Consider the following 26,232-nt stretch of genomic DNA (forward strand, 5'->3'; position numbering starts at 1 on the left):
CCCCAGGCGAGCGACGTGGCCGGAAGCCCCTGGGCATGGCGGTGCCGGGCGAGCGCGTCGAGGAACGCGTTGGCCGCCGCGTAGTTCGCCTGCCCGGGGTTGCCGAACGTGGCCGACGCCGAGGAGAACAGGACGAACTCGTCGACGTCGCCCGCGAGTTCGTGCAGGTTCAGCGCCGCGTCGACCTTCGGCCGCAGCACCTTCGCCAGCCGCTCCGGGGTCATCGAGGCGACCAGACCGTCGTCGAGCACGCCGGCCGTGTGCACGACGGCGGTCAGCTCGTGCCCGGCGACGGCCGCTTCCAGCGCCGCGCGGTCGGCGACGTCGCAGGCTTCGACGGTGACGTCGGCACCCGCGGCCGTCAGGTCCGCCACCAGGTCCTTGGCGCCCTCGGCTTCCAGCCCGCGCCGGGACACGAGCAGCAGACGGGTCACGCCGCGCGCGGTCACGAGATGCCGGGCCACCAGCGCGCCCAGCGCTCCCGTGCCGCCGGTGACCAGCACCGTTTTGGCGGGATCGAGCGCGATCGGAGCGGCCGCGGCGGTCTTGCGGACCAGCCTCGGCGCGTACGCGACACCGTTCTCCAGCCGCAGTTCGGGATCGTCGGCCGACACCCGCACCGGCTCCCCGGCGGTCTCGGCGATACCGAACCGTCCGGGGTGTTCGGACGAGGCCGACCGGAACAGTCCCCGCACCGCGGCCTGGGCCAAATCGGTGCCGTCGGTCAGCAGGACGAGCCGGTGCGCGTCGAGGCGTTCGTCGGCGAGCCAGTCCCGCACCTGGCGCAGCGCCCACGTGGTCGCGTCATGCACCGCCTCGGCGGTCTCGCCGGGCGGGCAGACCAGCAGCGCGACTTCGGGTGTCTTGGCGGCAAGCAGCGTCGCGACGTCCACATAGGACTCTCCCGCGCCAACCCGGACGTCCTCTGTGGACACTTCGTCGGCGGGCACCTCGGTCCACTCGACGTGGAACAGCGAGCTGCTCCCCTGCCGGTTTCCGAGCTGCTCCGGCGAAACCCGCCGGAACACCAAGGAATCCACGGTGGCCGCCGGGGAACCTTCGCCGTCGGCGAGCAGCAGCGAAATCGTTTCCGGGGCGGGCGAGGACAGCCGCACCCGCAGCGTCCGGGCACCGGTCGCGGCCAGCGAGACACCCTTCCACGTGAACGGCAGGAAAGGTCCCTCGCTGTCACCGTCCAGCCGCAGCTTCGAAGCGTGCAGCGCGGCGTCCAGCAGCGCGGGGTGGACGCCGAAACCTTCGGCGTCACGGAAACGGTCCTCAGGCAACGAAACTTCGGCGTAGACGTCGTCCCCGGCCTTCCATGCCGCGCGCAGGCCCTGGAACAACGGCCCGTATTCGAAACCGGTGCCGTCGAGCCGGTCGTAGAAGTCCTCGACCGGGATCTCGGTGCCTTCCGGCGGCCAGCTGTCCAGATTCCCCTTGTCGGCGGGGTTTCGGGCGGCCAGGAGGCCGGTGGCGTGCCGCGTCCACGGCTCGTCGTCCGCGGCGTTCCCGGCGCGGGAGTGGATCTCGACCGTGCGCTCGCCGTCCTCGCCAGGCTCGCCGACGGTGACGTGCAGCCGGACGTCGCCACTTTCCGGCAACGCCAGCGGGGCTTCCAGGGTCAGCTCGGCGACGGTTCCGCAGCCGGCGCGGTCACCCGCGTGCAACGCGAGGTCGACGAAAGCGGTGCCGGGCAGCAAGGCCGTTCCGAGCACGACGTGCTCCGCGAGCCACGGCTGAGCCCGCAGGGAGAGCCTTCCGGTGAAGGAGATCCCGCTCCCGCCGGGAACCGGGACAGCCGCGCCGAGCAGCGCGTGCCCGGCCTCGCCGAGCCCGAACGCGGCCGCGTCACCAGCCGTCGCGCCGGTGCTCGCCAGCCAGAAGTGCTGATGCTCGAAGGGATACGTGGGCAGGGTGACCCGGTTCGCCGGGACGCCGTCGAACACGCCGGTCCAGTCGATCCCGACGCCGTGGACGTGCAGGCGGCCGAGTGTGGTGGCCAGCGCGGCGACCTCCGGACGTTCCCCGCGCAGGGTCGGGATCAGCACGGTGTCGTCGTCGAGGAAGTCACGGGCCATGGCGGACAGGACACCCTCGGGGCCGAGTTCGACGAAGGCGCGCACGCCCTCGGCTTCGGCGAACCGGATCGCGTCGTGGAACCGCACGGCCTCGCGCACGTGCCGCACCCAGTACCCGGGTGAGGCGATCTCGGGATCGGGACGGCCGGTGACCGTGGACACGACCGGGATCCGCGGCTCGGCGAAGGAAAGCCCGGACACGACACGGCGGAAGTCCGCGAGCATCGGTTCCATCAACGGCGAGTGGAACGCGTGGCTGACCACGAGCCGTTTGTGCTTGCGGTCCGCGAACCGGTCCACCACGGCGGTGACGGCGTCCTCGTCCCCGGACAGCACCACCGCTTCCGGGCCGTTGACGGCGGCGAGCGACACGAGCTCGGTGAGCAGCGGGGACACCTCGGCTTCGGTGGCCTGCAAGGCGATCATCACACCGCGGGAGGGCAGAGCGCCCATGAGCCTGCCGCGTGCCTCGACGAGCGTGGCGGCGTCCGGCAGCGACAGGACCCCGGCGACATGCGCGGCCGCGATCTCGCCGACCGAATGCCCGAGCACCAGTCCCGGCCGGACTCCCCAGCTCTCCAGCAGCCGGAACAGCGCGACCTCGACGGCGAACAGGGCACACTGCGCGAACGCCGTATCGTGCACCCGCTCGGTTTCGAGGACTTCGCGCAGCGGGAGTTCGAGGTGCGGGTCCAGATGGGCGCACACCTCGTCGAACGCGGCGGCGAACACCGGGAAACGGGCCGCGAGTTCCCGGCCCATCCCGGGTTTCTGGCTGCCCTGCCCGGTGAACAGGAACCCCGGCGCCCCGGCCGTGAGCGCGCCGCGCAGCACGGCCGCGCTCGGCGTCCCCTCGGCGAGGAGGGCCAGTTCGCGCAGACGGTCCGCGCCGGTCACCGCCGCCCGGAACTCCAGTCCCGCGCGGGCGGTCGCCAGCGTGTACGCGACGCCGGAATCGTCCTCGGGGTGCTCCTCCAAGTGCGCGTGCAGCCGGGAAGCCTGGGCCCGCAACGCTTCCTCGGTCTTGGCCGAGAGCACCCACGGAATCCACGTGTCTCCGGCGGAGGGCGGTGCCGCGCTCTCCGGGACCTCTTCGATCAGCGTGTGCACGTTGGTCCCGCTGACGCCGAAGGAGGAGACGCCCGCCCGGCGCGGACGGCCGGTGTCCGGCCAGTCCACCGGTTCGGTCAGCAGCCGGACGTCGCCCGCCGTCCAGTCCACCTCCGTGGTCGGCGCGTCGACGTGCAGGGTCGGCGGCAGGACGCCGTGCCGGATCGCCTGCACCATCTTGATCACGCCCGCCACACCCGACGCCGACTGCGTGTGCCCCAGGTTCGACTTGACCGAACCGAGCCACAGCGGATGATCGCGTTCCCCGCCGTACGCGGCGAGCAGGGCCTGTGCCTCGATCGGATCGCCGAGACTGGTACCGGTCCCGTGTGCCTCGACGGCGTCCACATCGGACGGTGCCAGACCGGCGTTCGCCAATGCCTGCCCGATCACCCGCTGCTGCGACGGCCCGTTCGGCGCGCTCAGCCCGTTCGACGCGCCGTCCTGGTTCACCGCCGAACCGCGCACCAGCGCCAGCACGGGATGGCCGAGGCGGCGCGCGTCGGAAAGCCGTTCCACCAGAAGGATCCCGGCGCCCTCGGACCACGCGGTGCCGTCGGCGGCGTCGGCGAACGCCTTGCAGCGCCCGTCCGGCGCGAGCCCGCGCTGACGGCTGAACTCCACGAACGCCGCCGGGTTCGCCATCACGGTCACCCCGCCCGCCAGCGCCAGCGAACATTCGCCGCGCCGCAGCGCCTGCGCCGCGAGATGCAGCGCCACCAGCGACGACGAACAGGCCGTGTCGATCGTCACCGCCGGGCCTTCCAGCCCGAAGGTGTAGGAGAGACGGCCGGAAACGACGGCGGTGGCGGTTCCGGTGAGGAAGTAGCCCTCGGTGCCTTCGGGCGCGTCGGCGGCGTCCAGCCCGTAGTTCTGGAAGGAAGCGCCGACGAACACGCCGGTCGCGCTCCCCCGCAGGGTCGCCGGGTCGATGCCTGCCCGCTCGAACGCCTCCCACGACGTCTCCAGCAGAAGCCGCTGCTGCGGATCCATCGCCAGCGCCTCACGCGGCGAGATCCCGAAGAACGCCGCGTCGAAACCGCCCGCGTCGTCGAGGAAGCCGCCTTCACGGGCGTAGGTGGTGCCGAGATGCGCGGGGTCCGGGTCGTACAGCGCGTCGAGGTCCCAGCCGCGGTCGTCCGGGAACGCGGCCATCGCGTCCCCGCCGCCCGCGACGAAGTCCCAGAATTTCTCCGGATCGGTGATCCCGCCGGGGAACCGGCAGCTCATCGCGACGATCGCGATCGGCTCGTCGTCGGTCACCGCGACGGCCGGGGCGGCCGGGGTGCCGGTGACGTCGCCGGTGAGTTCGGCGACGAGGTGCCCGGCGAGCGCCGAGGCGGAGGGGTGGTCGAAGACCAGGGTCGCGGGCAGCCGCAGACCGGTGGCGGCGGCCAGCCGGTCGCGGACCTCGACCGCGGTCAGGGAATCGAAACCGAGGTCGCGGAAGGCCCGGTCCGGCTCGACGGCGGCTGCGCCACCGTGGCCGAGGACGGCGGCGGCCTGCGCGCGGACCAGGTCGAGCACGATCCGGGCCCGGTCGGCCTCGGGGGCGGCCAGCAGTCCGGCGGCGAATTCGGAACCGCCTTGTCCGGCGGTGTCGGCGGACAGGGCCTCGCGGACCTCGGGCAGCGCGTCCAGCAGCGGCCGGGGCCGGGCGAGGGCGAATCCGGGGGCGAAGCGCGCCCAGTCGACGTCGGCGACCGCGACGAAGGTCTCATCGTGCGAAACGGCCTGGACGAGCGCGGAGACGGCGAGCGCCGGGTCCATCGCGGCCAGCCCGAGCCGGCGCAACCGGTCGACGTCGTCCTGACCGGCCAGCCCGCTGCCACCGCCCCACAGGCCCCACGCCACCGAGGTGGCGGGCAGTCCCCGGGCACGACGACGTTCGGCGAGCGCGTCCAACGCGGCGTTCGCGGCGCCATAGGCCCCCTGCCCTGCGCCGCCCCAGACACCCGCGTTGGAGGAGAAGAGCACGAAGGCGTCCAGTTCGGTGCCTTCGAGAAGTTCGTCGAGGTGGATGGCGCCGCCCGCCTTGGCGGCAAGCGCGTCGGCGAGTTCCGCCGGGCCCGTCTCGGCGAGCGACGCGGTGGTCCCGACCCCCGCCGCGTGCACGACGGCGTTCGGCGGATACTCGGCCAGCACCACGGCCAGTGCCTCGCGATCGGCGACGTCACAGGCGGCGAACGTCACCCTGGCGCCGAGCCCGGCGAGTTCTTCGCGCAACTCCGCGGCGCCTTCGGCCGCCGCACCGCGCCTGCTGGTGAGCACCAGGTGTTCGGCGCCGTTCCCGGCGAGCCATCGCGCGACATGGGCGGCCACCGCGCCGGTGCCGCCGGTGACCAGCACCGTCCCGCGCGGCCGCCATTCCGGCGCGACCGCGTCCCCGAGCGGCGCCCGTACGAGCCGTCGCAGGTAGACACCGGACGACCGCACTGCGACCTGGTCCTCGTCGCCGGTGGCGAGCACTCCGGCGAGCCTGGCCGCTGCGCGTTCGTCGAGTTCCGCGGGAAGGTCGACGAGGCCGCCCCAGCGTTCGGGGTGTTCGAGACCGACGGCCCGGCCGAGCCCCCAGACCGCGGCCTGCGTGTTCGGCGCTTCCGACCGGCCGACGGCGACCGCGCCGAAGGTGGCGATCCACAGTGGAGCATCGAGCCCGTCGAGCTTTCGGACGAGATCCGCGGTCGCGGCAAGTCCGGCGGGGACCACCGGATGCTGCCGTTCGTCCAGCGCCAGCAGGGAAAGCACGCCGTCGACCGGCTCGCTCGGCAGTTCGTCATCGGCGCCTGCGACCAGGACACGGGCACCGAGGCGGGTGAGCCCCTCCGCGACGGGCGGCACCGGACCGGACGGGACCACCAGCAGCCACGTCCCGTCGAGGGTTGCCGCTGATGTCCCGGTGGCCGGGATCCAGTCGATCCGGTACCGCCAGCTGTCCACTGTGGACTTTTCGAGGCCGGAGCGGCGCCAGGCCGAAAGCGCGGGAAGCACCGCGTCCCAGGCGCCTTCCCCGGCGGGGACGGCGGCGTCCAGCGCTTCGGTGTCTGCCTGGTCGACGGCTGCCCAGAAGCGCAGTTCGGCCGCCGTCCCGCCCTGCCTGGCGACGACGGCGTCGAGCCAGTACGGCACCCGCTGGAAGGCGTACGTGGGCAGGTCGATCCGGGTGGCGCCGGGCCACAACGCGGCCCAATCCGGGCGGAGGCCACGCACATGCGCCTCGGCCAGCGAGGTCAGGAACCGTCGGACGCCGCCCTCGTCGCGACGCAGCGAACCGAGCGCGACCGCGTGGGCGCCGCGTTCCTCGATGGTTTCGGTGACGCTGCCGGTCAGCACCGGATGCGCACTGGCTTCGACGAAGAACCGATGGCCGTCGTCGAGCAGCCGCTGGACGGACCGGTCGAACCGGACGGTGGCCCGCAGGTTCCGGAACCAGTACTCCGGGGTCAGACCGGCCGTGTCGAGGGGTTCGCCGGTCACCGCCGAGTAGAACGGCACCGTGGACGCGCGGTGCTCGACGCCGGCGAGCAGGCCGAGCAGCTCCTCGCGCAGAACGTCCACCTGCGGCGAATGCGAGGCGTAGTCCACCGGGATCCGGCGGGCGCGCACGCCGTCCGCCTCACAGGCGGCGATGAGACCGTCGAGCGCCTCGGGGTCGCCGGAGACCACGACCGACGCGGGTCCGTTGACCGCGGCCACGGCGACCCGGTCGCCCCATTCCGTCAGCCGAGGGAGCACGTCGTCGCGACCGAGCGCGACCGCGACCATGCCTCCGTCCCCGGACAGCGCGAGGATGGCCTTGGCCCGCAAGGCGACGACTTTGGCGGCGTCGGCCAGCGACAGCGCACCGGACACGTACGCGGCGGCGATCTCGCCCTGGCTGTGCCCGGTCACCGCGTCGGGTTCGACCCCGCACGCCCGCCACAACGCCGCCAGCGACACGTTGACCGCGAAGAGCGCGGGCTGGACGACGTCGACGCGCTCCAGCGCCGTCGCGTCGCCGAGCACGTCGGTGAGCTTCCAGTCCACAAAGGACGAAAGAGCGCGCTCGCAGTCGAGCAGCGCGGCCAGGAAGACCGGCGAGGAGTCCTTGAGCGCCAGGGCCATTCCGGCCCATTGCGAGCCCTGCCCGGGAAAGACGAACGCGACCTTGCCCGGCGGCAGGGCGACACCTTCGACCAGCCCCGCCGCTGGCGCCCCGGCGGCCAGGGCGTCGAGCGACGCGTCCGCTTCCGCCACGACGACGGCGCGGTGCTCCAGCGCGGCGCGGGACGTCGCGAGCGAGAAAGCGGTGTCGGTCAAGGACTCCGTACGGCGAAGGTGCTCACGCAGCCGGGCGGACTGCGCGCGCAGAGCCTCGGCGCTCCGGGCGGACAGGACCAGCGGTGTCACCCCGTCGCCGACCGGTGATCCGCCGCCGCGCTCGGCGGGCTCGATCTCCGGCGCCTGTTCGACGATCACGTGCGCGTTGGTGCCGCTGACCCCGAACGAGGAGATCCCGGCGCGACGTGCTTCACCGGTTTCCGGCCACGGGTGGGCCTCGGTGAGCAGTTCGACCGCACCGGCTTCCCAGTCCACTTTGGACGTCGGAGTGTCGATGTGCAGGGTCTTCGGCGCGATCCCGTGCCGGATCGCCTGCACCATCTTGATCACGCCGCCGACCCCGGCGGCCGCCTGGGTGTGCCCGACGTTCGACTTCAGCGAACCGAGCCACAGTGGACGGACGCGCTCCTGCCCGTAGGCGGCGATCAGGGCCTGCGCTTCGATCGGGTCGCCCAGCGTCGTTCCCGTGCCGTGCGCCTCGACGACGTCGACCTGGTGCGGCGCGAGCCCGGCGCTGTCGAGCGCCTGCCGGATCACCCGCTGCTGCGACGGGCCGTTCGGCGCGGTGAGCCCGCTGCTCGCGCCGTCCTGGTTGACCGCGGTGCCGCGGACCACGGCGAGTACCGGATGCCCGTTGCGACGGGCGTCGGAGAGCCGTTCGAGCAGCAGGATCCCGGCGCCCTCGGCCCATCCGGTGCCGTCGGCCGCGTCGGCGAAGGGTTTGCAGCGGCCGTCGGGCGCCATCCCGCGCTGACGGCTGAACTCCACGAAGGTCTCCGGTGAGGCCATCACGGTCACCCCGCCCGCCAGCGCGAGCGTGGATTCCCCGCGCCGGAGCGACTCGGCGGCGAGATGCAGCGCGACCAGCGAAGACGAACAGGCGGTGTCGATGGTGACGGCGGGACCTTCGAGGCCGAAGGTGTAGGCGACGCGGCCGGAGGCGACGCTCCCGGCGCTGCCGTTGCCGAGGTAGCCCTCGAACTCACGCAGTTCCTCGGCGCGGGGGTCGAGCCTGGAGCCGTAGTCGTTGTACATCACCCCGGCGAACACGCCGGTCCGGCTGCCGCGCACCGAAAGCGGGTCGATCCCGGCGCGTTCGAAGACCTCCCAGGCGGTCTCCAGCAGCAGGCGCTGCTGCGGGTCGACGGTGAGCGCTTCGCGCGGGCTGATGCCGAAGAACGCGGCGTCGAACTCGTGCGCGTCGTAGAGGAAGCCGCCCTCGCGCGTGTAGGTCTTGCCGTGCCGGGCGGGGTCGGGGTCGTACAGGGCCTCGACGTCCCAGCCCCGGTCGGTCGGGAAGCCGCCCACCGCGTCGGTGCCCGCGGCCACGAGGTCCCACAGCTGCTCCGGGCCGCGGACCCCGCCCGGGTACCGGCAGGCCATCCCGATGATCGCGATCGGCTCGTGCTCCCGGGCCTCGGCCTCACGCAACTGGGCACGAGTCCGATGCAGGTCGGCCGACACCCGCTTGAGGTAGTCGCGCAGCTTCTCCTCGTTCAGCATCAGTAGCCAACCTCTTCGCGCCGGGAAAAACGAAATGCCACTCGAAGAAAAGCTAGGTGAGCTGCGAAGAGACGGACAACCCCTAGCCGCCCCTAGGTCCCCTTAGGCGAAGGCGGCGTGTTGCGAAAGCCACTTTCGCAACGTTGAAGGTTGCGAAAGTGGCTTTCGCAACGTCGGGCGACAGGCGGGTCAGGCCAATCGCAAACCGTGCAAACGGGACCATTCCGTAAGTGTCCTTTGTGGACAGTGGGGCTTCGCCGCCTGCCCGAACTGTGAGTCGCCGCGACGAGTTGCCTGTTCGGCTTCTTTCGCTTGCCCGAACGGGCCTCGACGCGGCGAAAACGACCCACGGACCCGTGCGATCACTACTTTGGTGTTCGTCGCACAAAAAGCGCGACGCCGGCAGCGGAAGGCTGCTCGGGCCCACGGTGTGGGAAGGAATCCCGATGGTGTCGGCTACCGCGAGCCATCCGTCCATGTCGCCGAGACGGGCGCGGTTCGTGCGGAACTGGACCGGCCGGCTGGTCGCGTTCGGCGAGTTCATCGACGGTTACGACCTGCTGGTCATCGGAGCCGCGGTCCTGTTCCTCAGGCCGTCGTTCCACCTCACCACGTTCCAGGTGGGGCTCGTGACCGCGGCGGCGTTCGTGGGTACGGCGCTGGGCCTGGTGGTCTTCGGCGACTTGTCCGACCGGTTCGGCCGTCGGCTGATCTTCATGGTCAACCTGGCGTTCTTCGTGGTGGCGTCGTTGGCCGCCGCGTTCGTCCAAGACGTGTGGCAGCTGGTCGCGGCCAGGTTCGTGCTCGGTGTCGCGGTGGGGATGGACATCCCGACCTCGCACGCGTTCCTCGCCGAGATCGCGCCCAAATCCCGCCGGGGCCGGATCGCGGGCAGCCTGCCCAACCTGATGTGGCTGAGCGGCGCGATCACGTCGGTGCTGCTCGCACTGGCGCTCCAGCCGGTGTTCGGCGACGAGACGTGGCGCTGGCTGTTCGGCCTGGCCGCGCTGCCCGCGGCCGCGGTGCTGGTGGCGAGGCAGTTCCTGCCGGAGTCGCCCCGCTGGCTGAGTGCGCGCGGTCGCGTCGAGGAGGCGCGACGGATCTACGACGCACTAGGACTGGAACCCCCGAAACGCGAGGTCTCGGAGAAGCGGAGCTACCGGATGCTGTTGGCCGGCGGTGCGTGGCGCCGGCTGGCGACGGTCACGGCGTTCTTCGCCATCCAGGCCTTCGGCGGCGCGGTGGCGACGGTCGCGGGACCGTTGATCATCAGCAGCACCGGTATCGGGGTCTCCAACACCTTGTACTTCTCCCTGCTGGGTTTCGTGGTGGGGCTGATCGCCGTGGTGGCGGGCGCCGCGGTCATCGACCGGATCAACCGCCGCTGGCTGGGCGTGTGGACCTGCCTCGGGGTGTTCGCCGCCGGCTTGGGCATCGCGTTCACCGGCGAGCGGGCGGGCGTCGGGCTGGTCGCCTTCTGGGTCGTGTACGCCATGCTGACCTGGTTCGGCCCGGGCGTGTTGTCCTGGGTGTGGAGCACCGAGGCGTTCCCCACTTCGTTGCGGGGCCTCGGCTCCGGTATCGCCCAGTGCGTGACCCGTCTCGCGATCGCGCTCAACGTGTTCCTGGCGCCCATGCTGGCGCAGAAGCACGGGATCACGGTCGTGGCGTGGTACGCCTGCGCGTTCCTGGTCAGCGCGGTGATCGTGCTGGCGGCGCCGTGGCTGGCCACGACCGGCGTCGAACTCGAGGAGACCAACAGCGTCGAGTCCGGGAAGCCGGCGTGACGATGAACCGACCAGGCCTCAGCGGAACCCAGCCGCGCCGTGCCCGGCAGGCCAACACGGCCGCCGTGCTCCAGTTGCTCGTCCAGCGTGGCCCGCTGGCGCGCAGTGACATCGCGAAGGAGCTGTCCCTCAACCACGGCAGCGTCAGCAGGATCATCGAGCCGTTGCTGGCCGTCGGTATCGTCCGTGAACTCGTCGGGCGGTCCACGCGGCTCGGCAGGCCACGGGTCCCGGTGGAGCTGGACCCGTCCAGCCGGTACGCGGTCGGCGTGCATCTCGGCCTCGAACGAACCACGGTCGGGCTGATCGACCTGGCGGGTCACAGTGTCCGCACCTACGCCGAAAACCGTGATCCGGCGGACAGCGCCGCCACCGTGGGGCGCGCCGCCGAATTGGCCGCCGAGATGGCGGGTTTCGCGCCGGGGCCGGTGCTGGGCGTCGGAGTGGCGGTCGGCGGGGAGGTGGACCGGGCGGGCGGCCGGGTCGTCCGCAACGAGGTACTGGGGTGGGCCGACGTCCGGATCGCCGGCCCGTTGCGCGACCGGACCGGGCTCGAAGTCATGGTGGACGCCAACGTGTGCGCGCTATTGGGCGCCGAGCTCACCTTCGGCACCGGGCTGAACGGGCACAGCGCGCTGTACCTGTTCATCGGGAACGTGGCGGAAACCGGGTTCCTCGGCAGGCCGGAGACGGGACCGGACGGCGTCGTCCAAGGCACCTTCGACCGCATCCTCGTACCCGGTCTCGCCGGCCGCGGTCACGCGCGCTTCGGTGAGTGCGGGACGGATGTGGCACTGCTCGCCGCGGCCCGGGCCGCCGGGCTCACGGTGTCTTCGCTGGCGGACCTGATCCGGCTGGGGGACACGGATCCCGTCGCGATCGGGCTCCTCGAGGCGCGCAGCGCCCAGGTGGCACTGGTGGCGGACACGGTTCACGACCTGATGCGCCCGCACACGATCGTCCTCGGCGGCAGCGGCGCGCCATCGGAGCGATGGCTCGAAGCGGTGCGCGACAAGGTCGAGACGACGCCGCCGCGGTCTTTGATTCTTCCACGTTCCGGCGACGACTCGCTGGTCGTCGCGGCGGCGGGACTCGTCGTGCGTGCTTTCCTCACCGCCGGGACCGCCCGATGAGAAAGGGGAAGTGGCCATGAGTGGTGTGGTGGTGCTCGGCGGCGCGGGCGGTATCGGCTCGGCCGTGGTACGAGCGCTGTCGGAGGAGGGAAGGCAGGTCGCGGTGGTCGACATCGCGCCACCGCCGCCGGAACTGGCAGGTCTGCCGTGGATCTGTGGTGACGCGACCGATCCCGCCACGGTCGGCGCCGCGTTCGACGCGCTCGGCGGCGTGACCGGGCTGGTGCACTGCCTGCTGAGTGAGCATCGGGCCCCGTTCGCCGAGCAGACGGCGGACGCGCTGCGCAGGGTGCTGGACATCGGCGCGGTGTCCGCGTTGGAGCCGTTGCAGCAGCTGGCCGCGCGTGCCGGGGGAAAGCCGTGCGCCGCGGTGCTGGTCAGTTCGATCCACGCGGGTCTGGCCTGGGGCGGGCAGGCGCCGTACGCGATGGCCAAGGCCGCGTTGGAGGCGCTCGGCCGCGCGGCCGCGGTGGAACTGGGACCGCGCGGGCTCCGGTGCAACGTCGTCCGGCCCGGGTTCGTCATGGTGCCGCGTAACGCGCATCGCTGGCAGGACACGGCGACTCGCGACGCGCTGACCACGCTTCAGCCGCTCGGCGAGCTCGCCCGGCCGGACGACATCGCGCGGGTGGTCGCCTTCCTGCTCGGCGATCAGGCGCGGTTCGTCTCCGGTGAGACCGTCACCGTCGACGGCGCGATGACCGCGGTCCTGCCCGAGCCGTCCGCGTAATCCACCTTCACGCCGTCACGGGCACGCATTCGGCGAGAAGGCCGACGATGTCGCGCCAAGCCCGCTCCGCGTGCCGCGCGTGGTAGGCGACGCCGGGGAGCACGGCGTGGCCGACCGTCGGATGGTGGAACGCGTGCTGCGCACCGCCGTAGACCACGAACCGCCAGTCGACGCCAGCCTCCTGCATTTCGGCGGTGAACGCTTCCCGTTGCGCGGGCGCCATGATCGGGTCTTCCGAACCGACCCCGGCCCAGACCGGGCAGCGGATACGTGCCGTTTCGCCCGGCAGGCCGGTGGAGAGCCCGTTGACCGTTCCGATCGCGCGCAGGTCGACGCCGTCCCGGCCGAGTTCCAGCGCGATGATGCCTCCGGTGCCGTAGCCGATGGCGGCGATCCGGCCCGGGTCGGTCCGCGGCTCGGCGCGCAGCACGTCGAGGGCCGCGTGGCCGATTTCCCGCATCCGGCCGGGGTCGTCGAGCAGCGGCATCACATACGCCAGCATCTCGTCGGGGTCGCCGAACCAGCGCCCGCCGTTGATGTCGAAGGCCAGCGCCACGTAGCCCAGTTCGGCGAGGGCGTCGGCCCGGCGACGCTGGAAATCGTTCAGCCCCGGCCCCTCGGGGCCGATCAGGACCGCGGGCCGTCGTCCGGTCCCGGAGGGGAGCGCGAGGTGCCCGACCATCGTCAGTCCGTCGGCGGGGTATTCGACCGTGCGTGTGGTGACCGGCATGGACCGGACTCTAATGATCGTCGAGCCCCGTCGGGCCGGTGTTCACGGACAGCGGAACGGCGTTCTCGCCGCGCGATCCGTCCATTGTGGACTCGGTGGGGCGGGAGGGGACCAGCCGGAACAGGGCCATCGCGCTGACCATGCTGACGCCGCAGATCGCGGCCAGGTACCAGGTGATGCCGGTGGTCGAGCCGGTGGCGTTGAGCACCGCGGTGGCGATCATCGGGGCGAGCCCGCCGCCGAGGATCGCGCCGCCCTGCAGCAGCAGCGACATACCGGAGAACCGGACGTTGACCGGGAAGGTGTCCGCGATGATCGCGCCCTGCACGCAATGCGTGATCGGGACGACCAGTCCCATCCCCGCCAGCGCGAGCATCGCGAACCCGGTCTCGCCGGTGTTCAGCAACGGGAAGAAGGCGAGGCACCACAGCAGGAGCGCGGCCGACCCGGCGACGAACATGGTGCGCCTGCCGTGGCGGTCGGCGATCCGGGTCCAGAGCGGGATGGTGGCGAACCACAGCACCGCCGATCCGGTCACCGAGAGGATCAGGAACTGACGGTCGTAGTGGAGGCTCTGGGTTCCGTAGGACAGGGTGAAGACCATGAACACGTAGGCGACCGCCGAGTTCGCCACGCCGACCAGCAGGGTCAGCGCGAGCCTGCCGAAACCGACCTTGAACGCGGCGCCGAGCGGGAACCGGACCACCTTGTCGTCCTGGGCGACCCGCGTGAACGAAGGTGATTCGGTGATCCGCAGCCGGATCATCAGGCCGATCGCGACCAGCACGAAACTCAGGAGGAACGGGATCCGCCAGCCCCAGGCGGCGAACGCGCTCGCGGGCATCACCGCGCTGCTGCCGAGGAACAGCAGATTCGCCAGCACCAGCCCGGCGGGCGTGCCCATCTGCGGGAACCCGGCGTACCGGTTCCGCTGGCCGGCGGGCGCGTGCTCCATCGACATCAGGGTCGCGCCCGCGCCTTCGCCGCCGAGCCCGATGCCCTGCACGATCCGCATCGCGACCAGCAGGACCGGCGCCCAGATGCCGATCGCCTGGTAGTTCGGGATCAACCCGATCAACGTCGAGCCGACGCCCATCAGCATCAGCGAGACCACCAGCGTGGACTTGCGGCCGATCCGGTCGCCGAAGTGGCCGAACACCAGACCGCCGAGCGGGCGGGCGATGAAGCCGACGGCGAAGGTGCTGAAGGCGGCGAGGGTGCCGACCGCGGGGCTGAGCGAGGGGAAGAACTGCTTGTTGAAGATCAGCGCGGACGCGGTGCCGTAGAGGAAGAAGTCGTACCACTCCAGGGTGGTTCCGGCGAGGGTGGCGGCGGCGATCTTGCGGGGCGCGGGTGCGTTCATCTGCGATAACCCAATCGAGTCGGGCGACAGCCGAGCGCGGCTGCTGGCGATTGGGCAGAAGCCTGACACCGTGAGGCATAGGCCACAAATGCCGAATCGCCGGTCTGTTATGTCCATTTGGGTATAGCTGGTCGGGTCGCCTCTCGTTCGGCGCGTGAAGGCGGCCTTGCGATGCCGCGGCGCGTTGCGAAAGCCACTTTCGCAACGTTGAAGGTTGCGAAAGTGGCTTTCGCGACACGATGGCTGGGTCGGTTGCCCGCCCTCCGGACTTTGATCAACGGAAGATCGCGGACGTCGAGTGTTCCCAAACCTCCGTTGATCAAGGTGCGGGGAACCCAGGCGCGGGAGGGTGGCGAACCTGGCACAGTCCCCTTGTGGCGTTGGACGATCTGCCGGGCTGGCTGCCGGTCTGGTGTGCGGGGCAGTTGGGAGCCGAGCCCGTCGGCGTCCGGTTCGAGCTGCGGTCGATGTCGGCGGTGTTCGGGCTGCGGCTGGCAGACGGGCGGGACGTCGTGGTGAAGGCGCGAGAGGACGACGGGCGGGCCGCGTCCTGTGTCGCCGCGCAGACCTGGCTGGCGGACAAGGGGTTTCCCTGTCCGCGGCCGCTCACGGCCCCGGTCGGGGTAGGTGTGCTGGCCGTGCACGCCGAGGAGTTCCGGCCCGGCGGCGAGCCGCTGCCCGGTGACTCGCCGGACGTCGCCGTGGCCTACGCCGAGGTGTTCGCCGGGCTGATGAGTGGGCTGGCAGGTTCGGCCGTCCCGCCGCCGTTGCCGAATCCGCGCTGGTCGCGGTGGGATCACCGGGATTCCGGGGTGTGGCCGTCGATCGGCTCTCTCGACGAACTGGATCAGCGCGCGGTGCCCGCTTACGTCGTCGATACGGCACGCCGGGTGCGGGAGCGGTTGCTGGCCGCGGATCTGCCGTGCGTGCTGGGCCACGCCGACTTCGAAGCGCAGAACCTCTGCTGGCACGGCACGGAGGTGTGGGCGGTGCACGACTGGGACAGCCTGGCGTGGCAGCCGGAGGCGGCGCTGGTGGGCGCGGCCGGCGGCGCGTTCCCCAAAACCGGGCCCGCCACGCTGCCGCCGATCGAGAGCTCCGCGGCGTTCCTGGCGGCCTACCAGGATCACCGCGGGCGCCGGTTCAGCGAGGAGGAGCAGGAGGTGGCATGGGCGGCCAGCCTGTGGACGGCGGCGCACGACGTCCGCTGGGAAGCCCTGCACGGCAAGGCGCCGAACGCTGACGACGCTCTCCGTACACAGGCGGCCGAACGTCTTCGGCGAGCGAACGCCTGACCCTGGGATATGTTCATTTCGCTATAGCAGGGGAGCGGATACGCATTTGTTCCGCATGGCCCGGCGGGCCACAGTGGACGGCATGACAGAGCCAGTGCGGTGGATCCGCAACTTCGTGGACGGTGGGTTCGCCGAGCCGGACGGGCCGGGGTTCCCGGCGATCGATCCGGCGACCGGTGCGGAGTTCGCCCGGGTGCACGAGGCGGACCGGGAGCTGGTGCACCGCGCGGTCACCGGCGCCCGCGCCGCGCTGCACGGCGGCTGGGCGGACACGCCGGTGCGGGAGCGGACGGCGTTGCTGCGCCGGGTGGCCGACCGGATCGAGGCCCGGTTCGAGGAGTTCGTCGCGGCCGAGGTCGCGGACACCGGAAAACCGGTCACGCAGGCCCGTGAGCTGGACGTCGCCCGCGCGGTGGCGAACTTCCGCGCGTTCGCCGACGTGATCGCGGCCGCCGGACAGGAATCGTTCGTCACCGATCTGCCGGGCGGGGCGCAGGCGCTGAACTACGCGGTGCGCAAACCGCTCGGCGTGGTCGCGGTGATCGTGCCGTGGAACCTGCCGCTGCTCTTGCTGACCTGGAAGGTCGCGCCCGCGCTCGGCTGCGGCAACGCCGTCGTGGTCAAGCCGAGCGACCAGACCCCGTCCACCGCGACCCTGCTGGCCGAGGTACTGGCCGAGGCCGGGTTGCCCCCGGGTGCCTACAACGTGGTCCACGGGTTCGGCGGCGGCTCGGCGGGGCAGTATCTGACCGAGCATCCCGGTATCGACGGGGTGACGTTCACCGGCTCGTCGGCCACCGGCACCCAGGTGATGCGCACGGTCGCGCCCCGGGTCCGGCCGGTGTCGTTCGAGCTCGGCGGGAAGAACGCCGCCATCGTGTTCGAGGACGCCGATCTCGACGAGACGCTGGCCGGGCTGACCCGGTCGGTGTTCGCGAACACCGGGCAGGTGTGCCTGTGCACCGAGCGGGTGTACGTGCAGCGCTCGGTGTTCGAGGACGTGGCGGCCGGGCTGGTGGAGCGGGCGCGCGGGCTGCGGCTCGGCGACCCGAAGGCGGAGCGGACCACCACCGGCCCGCTGATCTCGCCGGAGCACCGGCGCAAGGTGCTGGACTACCTCGCGCTGGCCGAGGAGGCCGGAGCAAAGACCCTGACCGGCGGCGGGATCCCCGAGCTGGGGCCGGAGCTCGACGGCGGCTCGTGGCTGGAGCCGACCCTGTGGACCGGTTTGACCAACAAGGACCGGCCGGTGCGGGAGGAGATCTTCGGCCCGGTGGCCGCGCTGATCCCGTTCGACACCGAGGACGAGGCGATCGCGCTGGCCAACGACACCGAATACGGGCTGGCGTCCTCGGTGTGGACTCGGGACCTGAGCCGGGGACACCGCGTCGCGCAGGCCATGCACGTCGGCATGTCGTGGGTGAACACCTGGTTCCTGCGCGACCTGCGCTCGCCGTTCGGCGGGATGGGGCTTTCCGGTATCGGCCGGGAGGGCGGCGCGTCTTCGCTGCACTTCTACACCGAGCCGACGAATGTGTGCGTGCGGCTGTGACCCCGCCGATCGAGGCGGCCGCCGCGCGGCTCACGACCGCGGCGAGCACCACGACGCCGTGCCCGCCGGTCCGGGAATTCCTTGGCACACAAGACATCGATGCGGCCTACGCGGTGCAGCGCAGACTGTGCGACGAGCGCGTCGCGGCGGGTGCCAGGGTGGCCGGGGCGAAGATCGGGCTGACCGCGCCCTCGGTGCAGCGCCAGTTCGGCGTGTACCAGCCGGATTTCGGCGTGCTGTTCGGCGACATGCTGTACGCGCACACCGAGCCCGTTCCGTACCGGCGGTTCCTGCAACCGCGGGCCGAGGGCGAGATCGCGTTCGTGCTCGGCCGCGATCTGGACGTGCCGGGTGCTTCGGTCGCGGACGTGCTCCGGGCGACCGAGTTCGTGCTGCCCGCGATCGAGATCGTGGACTCCCGGATCGACGCCTGGGACCTGTCCATTGTGGACACTGTGGCGGACAACGCGTCCAGTGGCGCGGTGGTGCTGGGGTGCACGCCGTTCTCGTTGACCGGCCGGGATCTCGCCTCGACCGGGATGACGTTGGAGCTGGACGGTGAGCCGGTGTCCTTCGGCGCGGGCCACGCCTGCCTCGGGTCGCCGGTGGCCGCGGTGGCCTGGCTTGCCCGCGAACTGGCCGCCCGCGAACAGCCGTTGCGCGCCGGCGACGTGGTGATGTCCGGGGCGCTCGGTCCGATGGTGCCGGTCACGGGCGGCGGCCGGTTCCGGCTGCGGCTGGACGGGCTCGGCGAGGTCGACGCGGTGATCGAGGAGGAAACTCAGTGACCGCAACGGTTCCGGTGGCCGTCATCGGCTCCGGCAATATCGGCACCGATCTGATGATCAAGGTGCTGCGGTTGTCGAAGACGTTGCGGATGGCCGCGATGGCGGGTATCGATCCCGCGTCGGACGGGCTGGCCAGAGCGGCCAGGCTGAAGGTGGCCACCACCCACGGCGGTATCGACGGCCTCACCCGCCTGCCAGAGTTCGCCGACGTGCGGGTGCTCTTCGACGCGACCTCCGCCGGCGCGCACCGGCGGCACGCCGAGGTGGCCGAGGCGCACGGCAAGCTGATGATCGACCTGACCCCGGCCGCGCTCGGCCCGTTCGTGGTGCCGCCGGTGAACCTCGACGAGCATCTCGCCGCGTCGAACGTGAACATGGTGACCTGCGGCGGACAGGCGACGATCCCGATGGTGGCAGCGGTGTCCTCGGTCGCTCCGGTCGCGTACGCGGAGATCGTCGCCTCCATTTCGTCCCGCTCGGCAGGGCCCGGGACCAGGGCGAACATCGACGAGTTCACCGAGACCACCGCGGCCGCGATCCGCGAGGTCGGCGGCGCCGCGACGGGCAAGGCGATCATCGTGCTGAACCCGGCCGACCCGCCGATCGTCATGCGGGACACGGTGTACTGCCTGGTCGAAGGCGAGCCGGACCGGGAGAAGATCGCGGCGTCGGTCCGGCAGATGGCCGAACGGGTGCGCGAGTACGTGCCGGGCTACACGCTGAAACAGGAAGTGCAGTTCGACCCGGTGGACGGGCAGTGGGTGCCCGAAATCGGCCGGGAGATCTCCGGGCTCAAGGTCTCGGTGTTCCTCGAAGTGCTCGGCGCGGCCCACTATCTGCCGGATTACGCGGGAAATCTCGACATCATGACCTCGGCTGCGCTGCGCACGGCCGAGCGGATCGCCGCATTGAGGGGGTGGCTCGGATGAAGGTCTACCTGCAGGACGTGACCTTGCGCGACGGAATGCACGCGATGGGGCACGCGTACACAGTGGACCAGGTCCGGCGGATCGTGTCCGCCGTGGACAAGGCCGGCGTGGCGGCGATCGAGGTCGCGCACGGCGACGGGCTCGGCGGGTCCAGCGCGACGTACGGTTTCGGCGCGCACAGCGACGAGGAGTGGATCACCGCGGCCGCCGAGGTGATCGAGAACGCGACGCTGACCACGTTGCTGCTGCCCGGGATCGGCACCATCGGCCGGCTGCGCCGCGCCCGCGACCTCGGGGTGCGCAGCGTGCGGATCGCCACCCACTGCACCGAGGCCGACGTGGCCGCGCAGCACATCGCCTGGGCCCGCGAACACGGTATGGACGTGTCCGGATTCCTGATGATGAGCCATCTTTCGCCACCGGCCGCGCTCGCCGAACAGGCCAGGCTGATGGAGTCCTACGGCGCGCAGTGCGTGTACGTCACCGATTCCGGCGGGCGGCTGACGATGAACGGGGTCGCCGAGCGGATCGACGCGTACCGGCAGGTGCTCGACCCGCGGACCGAGATCGGCATCCACGCGCACGAGAACCTTTCGCTCTCGGTGGCCAACAGCGTGACCGCGGTCGAGCACGGCGCGTACCGGGTGGACGTCGCGCTGGCCGGGCAGGGCGCCGGGGCGGGAAACTGCCCGGCCGAGCCGTTCGTCGCGGTCGCCGACCTGCTCGGCTGGGAGCACGGCGCGGACCTGTTCGCGTTGCAGGACGCGGCGGACGACCTGGTCCGCCCCCTGCGGGAGCGGCCGGTCCAGGTGGACCGGGAGACGCTGACCCTCGGCTACGCGGGGGTGTATTCGAGTTTCCTGCTGCACGCCGAGCGCGCGGCGGCCCGCTACGGGCTGGACACGCGGCGGATTCTCACCGAGGTCGGCAGGCGGAAGCTCGTCGGCGGGCAGGAGGACATGATCGTGGACATCGCACTCGACCTGGTACGGAGCGGCACATGACGGCCATCGCGGCGCTCGCCGAGCGCCTGGACACCGCGCAGACGACGCGTGTGGACACGCCGAGCCTCGCCGACGACCACGCGCTGGACATCGCCGACGCGTACGCGATCCAGGCCGCGCTGGTGGCTCGCCGGGAGGCGCGTGGCGAGCGGGTGCTCGGGGTGAAGCTGGGGCTGACCAGCAAGGCGAAGATGGCACAGATGGGCGTGTCCGAGGTGATCGCCGGCAGGCTCACCGACGCGATGCGGGTCGCCGACGGCGGGGAGGTCTCGCTGTCGCGCTTCATCCATCCGAAGGTGGAGCCGGAGGTCGCCTACCGGCTGGCCCGCGATGTCGACCTCGCCGACCCCGTGTTCGACGTGGAGTCCATTGTGGACGCGATGGCCCCGGCGATCGAGATCATCGATTCCCGGTACCGGGATTTCCGGTTCACCCACACCGATGTGGTCGCGGACAACACTTCCGCCGCGGGATATGTGCTCGGGCCGTGGCGCGCGTTCGGCGAAGTGGCGAACCGTGCGGTGCTGCTGCGCTCCGGGGACCGGGAGGCGATCGGCTCGACGTCGGCGATCCTCGGCGATCCGGTGCGCGCGCTGCACGCGCTGGTCGAGCTGTGCCGGAAACGGGACATCCCGTTGCGGGCCGGGCAGGTGGTGCTGGCCGGGGCGGCGACCGAAGCGGTGCCGTTCGCACCCGGCGTCGCCGAGGCGGACATCGCCGGGCTCGGCCGGGTTTCGGTGCGGGGGCTGGTATGAACGGGCGCGTGATCTCCGGGTTGGCCAGGCCGAGGGGCCGTTTCCCGCATGTGAAGGTCGCGGGAGAGCTGATCTTCGTGTCCGGGACCAGTTCCCGGCGCCCGGACAACACGTTCGAGGGTGTCGAGGTGGACGAACTCGGCACCACGAACCTCGACATCCGCGCGCAGACCCGCGCGGTGATCGAGAACATCCGCGGCATCCTGCACGAGGTCGGCGCCGATCTCGCCGACATCACGCAGATCACCACGTTCCTGGTTTCGATGAACGATTTCGGCGGCTACAACGAGATCTACGGCGAGTACTTCGACGAAACGGGCCCTGCCCGCACCACGGTCGCCGTGCATCAGCTGCCGCATCCGCATCTGCTGATCGAAATCCAGGCGATCGCCCATCTACCGAAAGACACGGAGGTTCCGCGATGACCGGCATTCCCGAGGTCGTCAATTTCCAGGCCTGGATCGCCGAGCACGAGCATCTGCTCAAACCGCCGGTGAACAACCGGACCATGGCACTGGGCAAGGATTTCATCGTGCAGATCGTGGGTGGGCCCAACCAGCGCACCGATTTCCACGTCGACCCCTACGAGGAATGGTTCTACCAGCTCAAGGGCAACATGCACGTGAACATCATGACCGAAGAAGGTCAGAAGACCGTTCGCATCTCCGAAGGCGACACCTGGCTGCTGCCGGGTGACATCCCGCATTCGCCGCAGCGCCCGGAGGCGGACTCGATCGGCCTGGTCATCGAGCGCGTCCGCGAGGAGGGCACGCTGGAGAAGTTCCAGTGGTACTGCCTCGACTGCGCGTCGCTGGTGCACGAGGTGGAACTCCAGGTGCGCGACATCGTCGAGGATCTGCCGCCGGTCTTCACCGCGTTCTACGGCGACGAGCAGGCCCGCACCTGCGGAAACTGCGGCGCGCTCCACCCCGGGAAGGGCTGAGATGACCGGCCTGATCGACATCCACACGCATTACGTGCCGAACGGCTGGCCGGATCTGCGTGCGGACGCCGGACCGGAAGCGCCGTGGCTGCGCGCGGAAACCGAGTCCGAGGCGATGATCATGATGGGGGACAAGGAGTTCCGCCGGATCGGCGCGGACTGCTGGAACGCGGAGACCCGGCTGCTGGACATGGACGCCGACGGTGTGCGAACCCAGGTGGTCTCCCCGACACCCGCTTTCTTCAACTACGGCCGGACCGGCGAGCAGGCGGCCCGGATCGCCCGGATCTTCAACGACCTGGCGCTGGAGATCGTCGCACCGGCGCCGGAGCGGCTGATCCCGTTCTGCCAGGTTCCGTTGCAGGACACCGACGCCGCGTGCCGTGAGCTGGAACGCTGCCTGGCGGCGGGGCATCGTGGGGTGGAGATCGGCAACCACGTCGGCGACCACGATCTGGACAGTGCCGGGGTGGAGACCTTCCTGCAGCACTGCGCGTCGCTCGGGGTCCCGGTGTTCGTGCACCCGTGGGACATGGACGGTTCGCCCCGGCTGGACCGGTGGATGGCGCGATGGCTGACCGCGATGCCGGCGGAAACGCATCTGTCGATCCTGGCGCTGGTGCTCGGCGGCGTCTTCGACCGGATCGACGCGAGCCTGAAGATCTGTTTCGCGCACGGTGGCGGATCGTTCGCGTTCTGGCTCGGCCGGATGGAGAACGCCTGGCACCGGCGGAACGACGTGATCGGCACCTCGGAGTTCCCGCCGTCGCACTATCTCGACCGGTTCCACGTCGATTCGGTGGTCTTCGACGAGCGGGCACTGCGGCTGCTCGTGGACACGCTCGGCGCCGAGCGGGTGATGGTCGGCAGCGACTACCCGTATCCGCTCGGCGAACGCCCGGTCGGTGAGGTGGTGCGCAAGAGCGGCTTCCTCACCGAGGCCGAGCGGCGGCTGATCACCAGCGGGAACGCCGAACGCTTCCTTTCCCTGCCGTGACCGTCCTAATGCGACATCCCGGTGGCGACGTCGGTCAGGCTGCGGATCAGCGCGTCCACCGACGGGCTGAGCGTGCGCTGGGCGGGCAGGGTGAGCCCGACGCTGTGCCCGATGGGTTCCAGCGCCAGCGCGACCCGGGTGATCCTCGGATCGTCCTTGGTGATCAGGCTCGGCAGCGCGGCGATCACGTCGGTCTCCAGCAGGAGCTGCCGCACGGTGAGGAACGACGTGGTCTCCACCCGGTTCGCGGGCAGCGGGAAGTCGTTGCGGGTGAACAACTGTTCCAGCTCGCGGCGCAGCGCGGTCTCCGCGCCGGGCAGGATCCACGGGTACTGGGCGAGGTCGGCCAGCGCGACCTCGGTCGCGCCCGCCAGCGGATGCGCGGTGCGCACCACCAGATCCACCGACTCGTCGTACAGTTTGCGCCGCTCGATCCGCTCGTCCGACGGCGCGGTCAGCCTGCCGATGATCAGGTCGACCCGGCCCGCCTCCAGCTCGACCAGCAAGGCTTCGGGAGAACCCTCCCGTACCACGATGGTGAGGTACGGCCGCTCGGTCTTGATCGCGGCGATGGCGCGCGGCAGCAACATGTTCGACCCGGCGAGATGGGTGCCGACCACGACCGTGCCGCGTTCCGCGTCGGCCAGCTCGGCGACGTGCCGTCCGGCCTGTTCGAGCTGGGCGAGTACCGCGCGGGCATGTCCGGTGAACGCCTCGCCGAACACGGTCGGGGTGACGCCGCGCGGGCCGCGTTCGAACAGCCGCACGTCGAGGATCTCTTCGAGCTCGTGCAGACTTCGGGTCGCGACCGGCTGCGTCACGTGCAGCTCGGCGGCGGCCCCGACCACGGTGCCCTGCCTGGCCAGCGCGTCCAGCAGGACGAGATGGCGGAATTTCAGTCGGCCGTCCAGCAGGCGAGGCAAGATCACCGGCCGATCCTACCCGTGAGGTGCGTATGACCACGATTGTCCGAACCGGACCGATCCGCTACGCCACGGCCGGGCGGTTCGCGCCGCCGGTCGCCGTTTCGGCGGAGACGCCGTCGAGCGGGGAGATCTGCCCGCAGCCGCCGTCGCGGCTGGACCACGTGATGGGACCACCGCGCGACCGGCTCCCGCAGGGCGAGGACTGTCTCAACCTGACGATCAGCACGCCGGGCCTGGATGACGGACGCAGGCCCGTGCTGGTGTGGCTGCACGGCGGCGGATTCTCCAGCGGTGGCGGGTTGCTGGACTGGTACGACGGAGGCGCGCTGGCCGCCGAGGGCGACCTCGTGGTGGTCGGCGTCAACTACCGGCTCGGCGCGCTCGGCTACCTGTACCTGGACGGGGTCAGCCCCGGCAACCTCGGGCTGGCCGACCAGCTGGAGGCGCTGCGCTGGGTGCGGGCCAATATCGCGGCCTACGGCGGGGATCCGGAGAACGTGACGGTCGCCGGGCAGTCGGCGGGCGGTATCTCCATCCGGCTGCTGATGGACCTGCCCGAGGCGCGCGGCCTGTTCCGGCGGGCGATCCTGCAGAGCGCGCCGCTCGGCCTCGCCACCCGCGCACCCGAAGAGGCGGCCAAACTCGGCCAGGTGTTCGCCGACGCGCTCGGCACCGATCCGCGCACCGCCGGGATCACGGAAATCCTTGCCGCGCAGAGGGAAACCGCGCTGACCAACCTGCGGCTCAGCGGCGACCCGATGGCACCCGCGTTCGTTCCGGTGGACACCCTCGACAAGGCGATCTTCGCGGACAACGTGCGCGACCTCGATGTGCTGTACGGCTGGAACGCCGACGACATGACCGCGTTCCCCGGCGCCGCCGGGACCGACGAGATCTACGTCGGACCGCTGGCCGATTTCGGCGACCGGCTGCGCTCGGCGGGAGCCGGTGTCTCGTCGTATCGCCTGGACTGGCGGCCCGAAGGCGCCGAGTTCGGTGCGACCCACTGCCTGGAGCTGCCGCTGCTGCTCGGGACCAGGCAGGCCTGGCAGGACAGTCCGATGCTGGGCGAGGTCCCGTGGGAGGAGGTCGACGCCTTCGGTACCGCGCTCCGCGCCGTCTGGTCGACCTTCGCCCGTACTGGGACGCTCGACCCGGCTCCGGTCTCGGGCCGGCCGATCGGGTTCGGTCTGTGACACCTATCCGGTCCCGGTGGTGATCGCAGTCGGCGACGATGGGGGAATTGGGACACTGAACGTCCTGATTCCTGCATTGTCGGGTGCTGGACGCGACCGTGACCGGGTCCGGGCCTTGATCGACGGAGGATCGGGGAGACCCAACGTCCGAAATCTTCCCTGCGCGTGGGTATCGGTTCCGCGACGCGGCACGGCCGGGTTTCCTTTGCCGCGTCGGATGGGGTGAAGGGAGCCTTGGGCGTCGTCGGTGACGATGTGGGAATTGGGACACTGAACGTCCTGATTCCCACATCGTCGGGTGCTGGACGCGACGTGACCGGGTCCGGACACGACGTAGCCGCCCCAGACGGGCGCAGTGAAGGAGTCCCCGTCTTGAAGCTTCGGCCCCGACACGAACCACCGGACTTGCGGCGCTAGGGGACCAGGTCCGGCCGGACTCTCGCGATCTCCTGGGTCAACTGCCGGACGATGGTGCTGTTCGGCAGTCTCAGTTCCACGTCGGGACCAGGTGTGGGCGGGCGCGTGAACAGCTTCGTGTGGCGGTTTTCGAAGTGCGGGTTCTTGGGGGTGAACACCAGGGCCGGCAGGACGGCCTTCGAGTTCGGGTCGCTCTGGTCCCGCGGGACCAGTTCCTGGCCGCGAACCGCACGCAGCTCGTCCCACGCGATCAGGTCGGATTTGCGACCGGCTCGCCACCACAGACCACGTTCATCGGCCGCGAAGCGAATCATGTGGGGGACCGAGCCGATCGCCGTCAGCAGACCGCCTACCGCGAGCGCGCCGAAGATGAAGGCCGCGGGTTCCGCGGGCATCTTGACTTTGCGCGACGACGACGAGTTCCCGGCCTCCGGGAAGAGGGCGGCCAAGCCGAAGAAGACCAGCATGGCCAGTCCTCCGAAGAACAGCCATCGGCTGGACCGGTACTCGACTTCGGGCGTCCCTGGCTTGGGTGACCATGTCTGTTCGGGCACGACCGGCACTGTAACCGACGACGCGTCCGGCGACGGCGATGCGGGTGCGGCCAGGTGTGTTGCCCGTACGGGCAGCCTGGCGTACCCGAAGGTCTGCCGCTGCGCGGCTGGCCGGTCGG

Annotated in this window: 17 protein-coding genes and 3 pseudogenes; 13 read left to right on the forward strand and 7 right to left on the reverse strand. The window is 71.1% G+C overall.

Going from position 1 to position 26,232, the window contains the following annotated elements; translation table 11 throughout:
* Positions 1 to 2 precede the first annotated feature (2 nt).
* The 3 pseudogenes from ACFWIW_RS21185 to ACFWIW_RS21195 all read right to left on the reverse strand — a co-directional run.
* Positions 3 to 4,454: pseudogene (locus ACFWIW_RS21185) on the reverse strand (SDR family NAD(P)-dependent oxidoreductase); the annotation flags it as partial.
* Between the two features lie 66 nt (positions 4,455 to 4,520).
* A pseudogene (locus ACFWIW_RS21190) lies at positions 4,521 to 8,894 on the reverse strand (type I polyketide synthase); the annotation flags it as partial.
* Between the two features lie 69 nt (positions 8,895 to 8,963).
* Positions 8,964 to 9,014, reverse strand: a pseudogene (locus tag ACFWIW_RS21195) (polyketide synthase docking domain-containing protein); the annotation flags it as partial.
* A gap of 446 nt (positions 9,015 to 9,460) precedes the next feature.
* Here ACFWIW_RS21195 and ACFWIW_RS21200 point away from each other — a divergent pair.
* From ACFWIW_RS21200 to ACFWIW_RS21210, 3 genes are read left to right on the forward strand one after another with little or no spacing between them, the layout of a single operon-like run.
* The gene (locus ACFWIW_RS21200) at positions 9,461 to 10,801 is read left to right on the forward strand and encodes an MFS transporter (protein WP_378369998.1); all 1,341 of its coding nucleotides are present in this window, start codon (positions 9,461 to 9,463) and stop codon (positions 10,799 to 10,801) included.
* A gap of 2 nt (positions 10,802 to 10,803) precedes the next feature.
* Positions 10,804 to 11,934 (forward strand): ROK family protein, encoded by a 1,131-nt coding sequence (locus ACFWIW_RS21205; RefSeq protein ID WP_378369999.1) that lies wholly within the window; start codon positions 10,804 to 10,806, stop codon positions 11,932 to 11,934.
* Between the two features lie 16 nt (positions 11,935 to 11,950).
* Complete coding sequence (locus tag ACFWIW_RS21210) at positions 11,951 to 12,664, forward strand: SDR family NAD(P)-dependent oxidoreductase (protein WP_378370000.1); 714 nt, start codon at positions 11,951 to 11,953, stop codon at positions 12,662 to 12,664.
* A gap of 7 nt (positions 12,665 to 12,671) precedes the next feature.
* Here ACFWIW_RS21210 and ACFWIW_RS21215 read toward each other — a convergent pair whose 3' ends face one another.
* Both ACFWIW_RS21215 and ACFWIW_RS21220 read right to left on the reverse strand, forming a co-directional pair.
* Positions 12,672 to 13,394: a dienelactone hydrolase family protein gene (locus ACFWIW_RS21215; RefSeq protein ID WP_378370001.1), complete on the reverse strand. Its 723-nt coding sequence runs from the start codon at positions 13,392 to 13,394 to the stop codon at positions 12,672 to 12,674.
* 10 nt (positions 13,395 to 13,404) lie between these two features.
* Positions 13,405 to 14,757: an MFS transporter gene (locus ACFWIW_RS21220; RefSeq protein WP_378370002.1), complete on the reverse strand. Its 1,353-nt coding sequence runs from the start codon at positions 14,755 to 14,757 to the stop codon at positions 13,405 to 13,407.
* 374 nt (positions 14,758 to 15,131) lie between these two features.
* On the opposite strand from ACFWIW_RS21220, the gene ACFWIW_RS21225 reads away from it, so the two are divergent.
* The 9 genes from ACFWIW_RS21225 to ACFWIW_RS21265 all read left to right on the forward strand — a co-directional run bounded on the left by ACFWIW_RS21225 (position 15,132) and on the right by ACFWIW_RS21265 (position 23,020).
* Positions 15,132 to 16,052, forward strand: a complete 921-nt coding sequence (locus tag ACFWIW_RS21225; protein WP_378370003.1) for a hypothetical protein — start codon at positions 15,132 to 15,134, stop codon at positions 16,050 to 16,052.
* 82 nt (positions 16,053 to 16,134) lie between these two features.
* Positions 16,135 to 17,604 carry a 2-hydroxymuconic semialdehyde dehydrogenase gene (locus ACFWIW_RS21230; RefSeq protein WP_378370004.1) on the forward strand — a complete coding sequence of 490 codons (1,470 nt, stop codon included), beginning with the start codon at positions 16,135 to 16,137 and terminating at the stop codon, positions 17,602 to 17,604.
* Entirely contained in the window at positions 17,601 to 18,392 is a 792-nt protein-coding gene (locus ACFWIW_RS21235; protein WP_378370005.1) for a 2-keto-4-pentenoate hydratase, read from the forward strand. The genes ACFWIW_RS21230 and ACFWIW_RS21235 overlap by 4 nt, the downstream gene beginning before the upstream one ends.
* The gene (locus ACFWIW_RS21240) at positions 18,389 to 19,321 is read left to right on the forward strand and encodes an acetaldehyde dehydrogenase (acetylating) (protein WP_378370006.1); all 933 of its coding nucleotides are present in this window, start codon (positions 18,389 to 18,391) and stop codon (positions 19,319 to 19,321) included. Before ACFWIW_RS21235 ends, ACFWIW_RS21240 begins: the two co-directional genes overlap by 4 nt.
* Complete coding sequence (gene dmpG, locus ACFWIW_RS21245) at positions 19,318 to 20,325, forward strand: 4-hydroxy-2-oxovalerate aldolase (RefSeq protein WP_378370007.1); 1,008 nt, start codon at positions 19,318 to 19,320, stop codon at positions 20,323 to 20,325. The genes ACFWIW_RS21240 and dmpG overlap by 4 nt, the downstream gene beginning before the upstream one ends.
* Positions 20,322 to 21,080 carry a 2-keto-4-pentenoate hydratase gene (locus tag ACFWIW_RS21250; RefSeq protein ID WP_378370008.1) on the forward strand — a complete coding sequence of 253 codons (759 nt, stop codon included), beginning with the start codon at positions 20,322 to 20,324 and terminating at the stop codon, positions 21,078 to 21,080. The genes dmpG and ACFWIW_RS21250 overlap by 4 nt, the downstream gene beginning before the upstream one ends.
* An 8-nt stretch (positions 21,081 to 21,088) precedes the next feature.
* On the forward strand, positions 21,089 to 21,505 hold the full coding sequence (locus tag ACFWIW_RS21255) for a RidA family protein (RefSeq protein ID WP_378370009.1): 417 nt from the start codon (positions 21,089 to 21,091) through the stop codon (positions 21,503 to 21,505).
* Positions 21,502 to 22,023 carry a 3-hydroxyanthranilate 3,4-dioxygenase gene (locus ACFWIW_RS21260; protein WP_378370010.1) on the forward strand — a complete coding sequence of 174 codons (522 nt, stop codon included), beginning with the start codon at positions 21,502 to 21,504 and terminating at the stop codon, positions 22,021 to 22,023. The genes ACFWIW_RS21255 and ACFWIW_RS21260 overlap by 4 nt, the downstream gene beginning before the upstream one ends.
* A 1-nt stretch (position 22,024) precedes the next feature.
* Complete coding sequence (locus ACFWIW_RS21265) at positions 22,025 to 23,020, forward strand: amidohydrolase family protein (RefSeq protein WP_378370011.1); 996 nt, start codon at positions 22,025 to 22,027, stop codon at positions 23,018 to 23,020.
* 5 nt (positions 23,021 to 23,025) lie between these two features.
* Here ACFWIW_RS21265 and ACFWIW_RS21270 read toward each other — a convergent pair whose 3' ends face one another.
* Complete coding sequence (locus ACFWIW_RS21270) at positions 23,026 to 23,949, reverse strand: LysR substrate-binding domain-containing protein (protein WP_378370012.1); 924 nt, start codon at positions 23,947 to 23,949, stop codon at positions 23,026 to 23,028.
* 26 nt (positions 23,950 to 23,975) lie between these two features.
* Between ACFWIW_RS21270 and ACFWIW_RS21275 the strand changes: the two genes are divergently transcribed.
* Positions 23,976 to 25,142, forward strand: a complete 1,167-nt coding sequence (locus ACFWIW_RS21275; RefSeq protein WP_378370013.1) for a carboxylesterase family protein — start codon at positions 23,976 to 23,978, stop codon at positions 25,140 to 25,142.
* A gap of 413 nt (positions 25,143 to 25,555) precedes the next feature.
* On the opposite strand, the gene ACFWIW_RS21280 is transcribed toward ACFWIW_RS21275, so the two are convergent.
* A complete protein-coding gene (locus ACFWIW_RS21280) occupies positions 25,556 to 26,113 on the reverse strand; it encodes a hypothetical protein (protein ID WP_378370014.1) in 558 nt (185 codons plus the stop codon).
* Positions 26,114 to 26,232 lie beyond the last annotated feature (119 nt).

This window comes from Amycolatopsis sp. NPDC058340, assembly GCF_042723975.1.
GTDB lineage: Bacteria > Actinomycetota > Actinomycetes > Mycobacteriales > Pseudonocardiaceae > Amycolatopsis.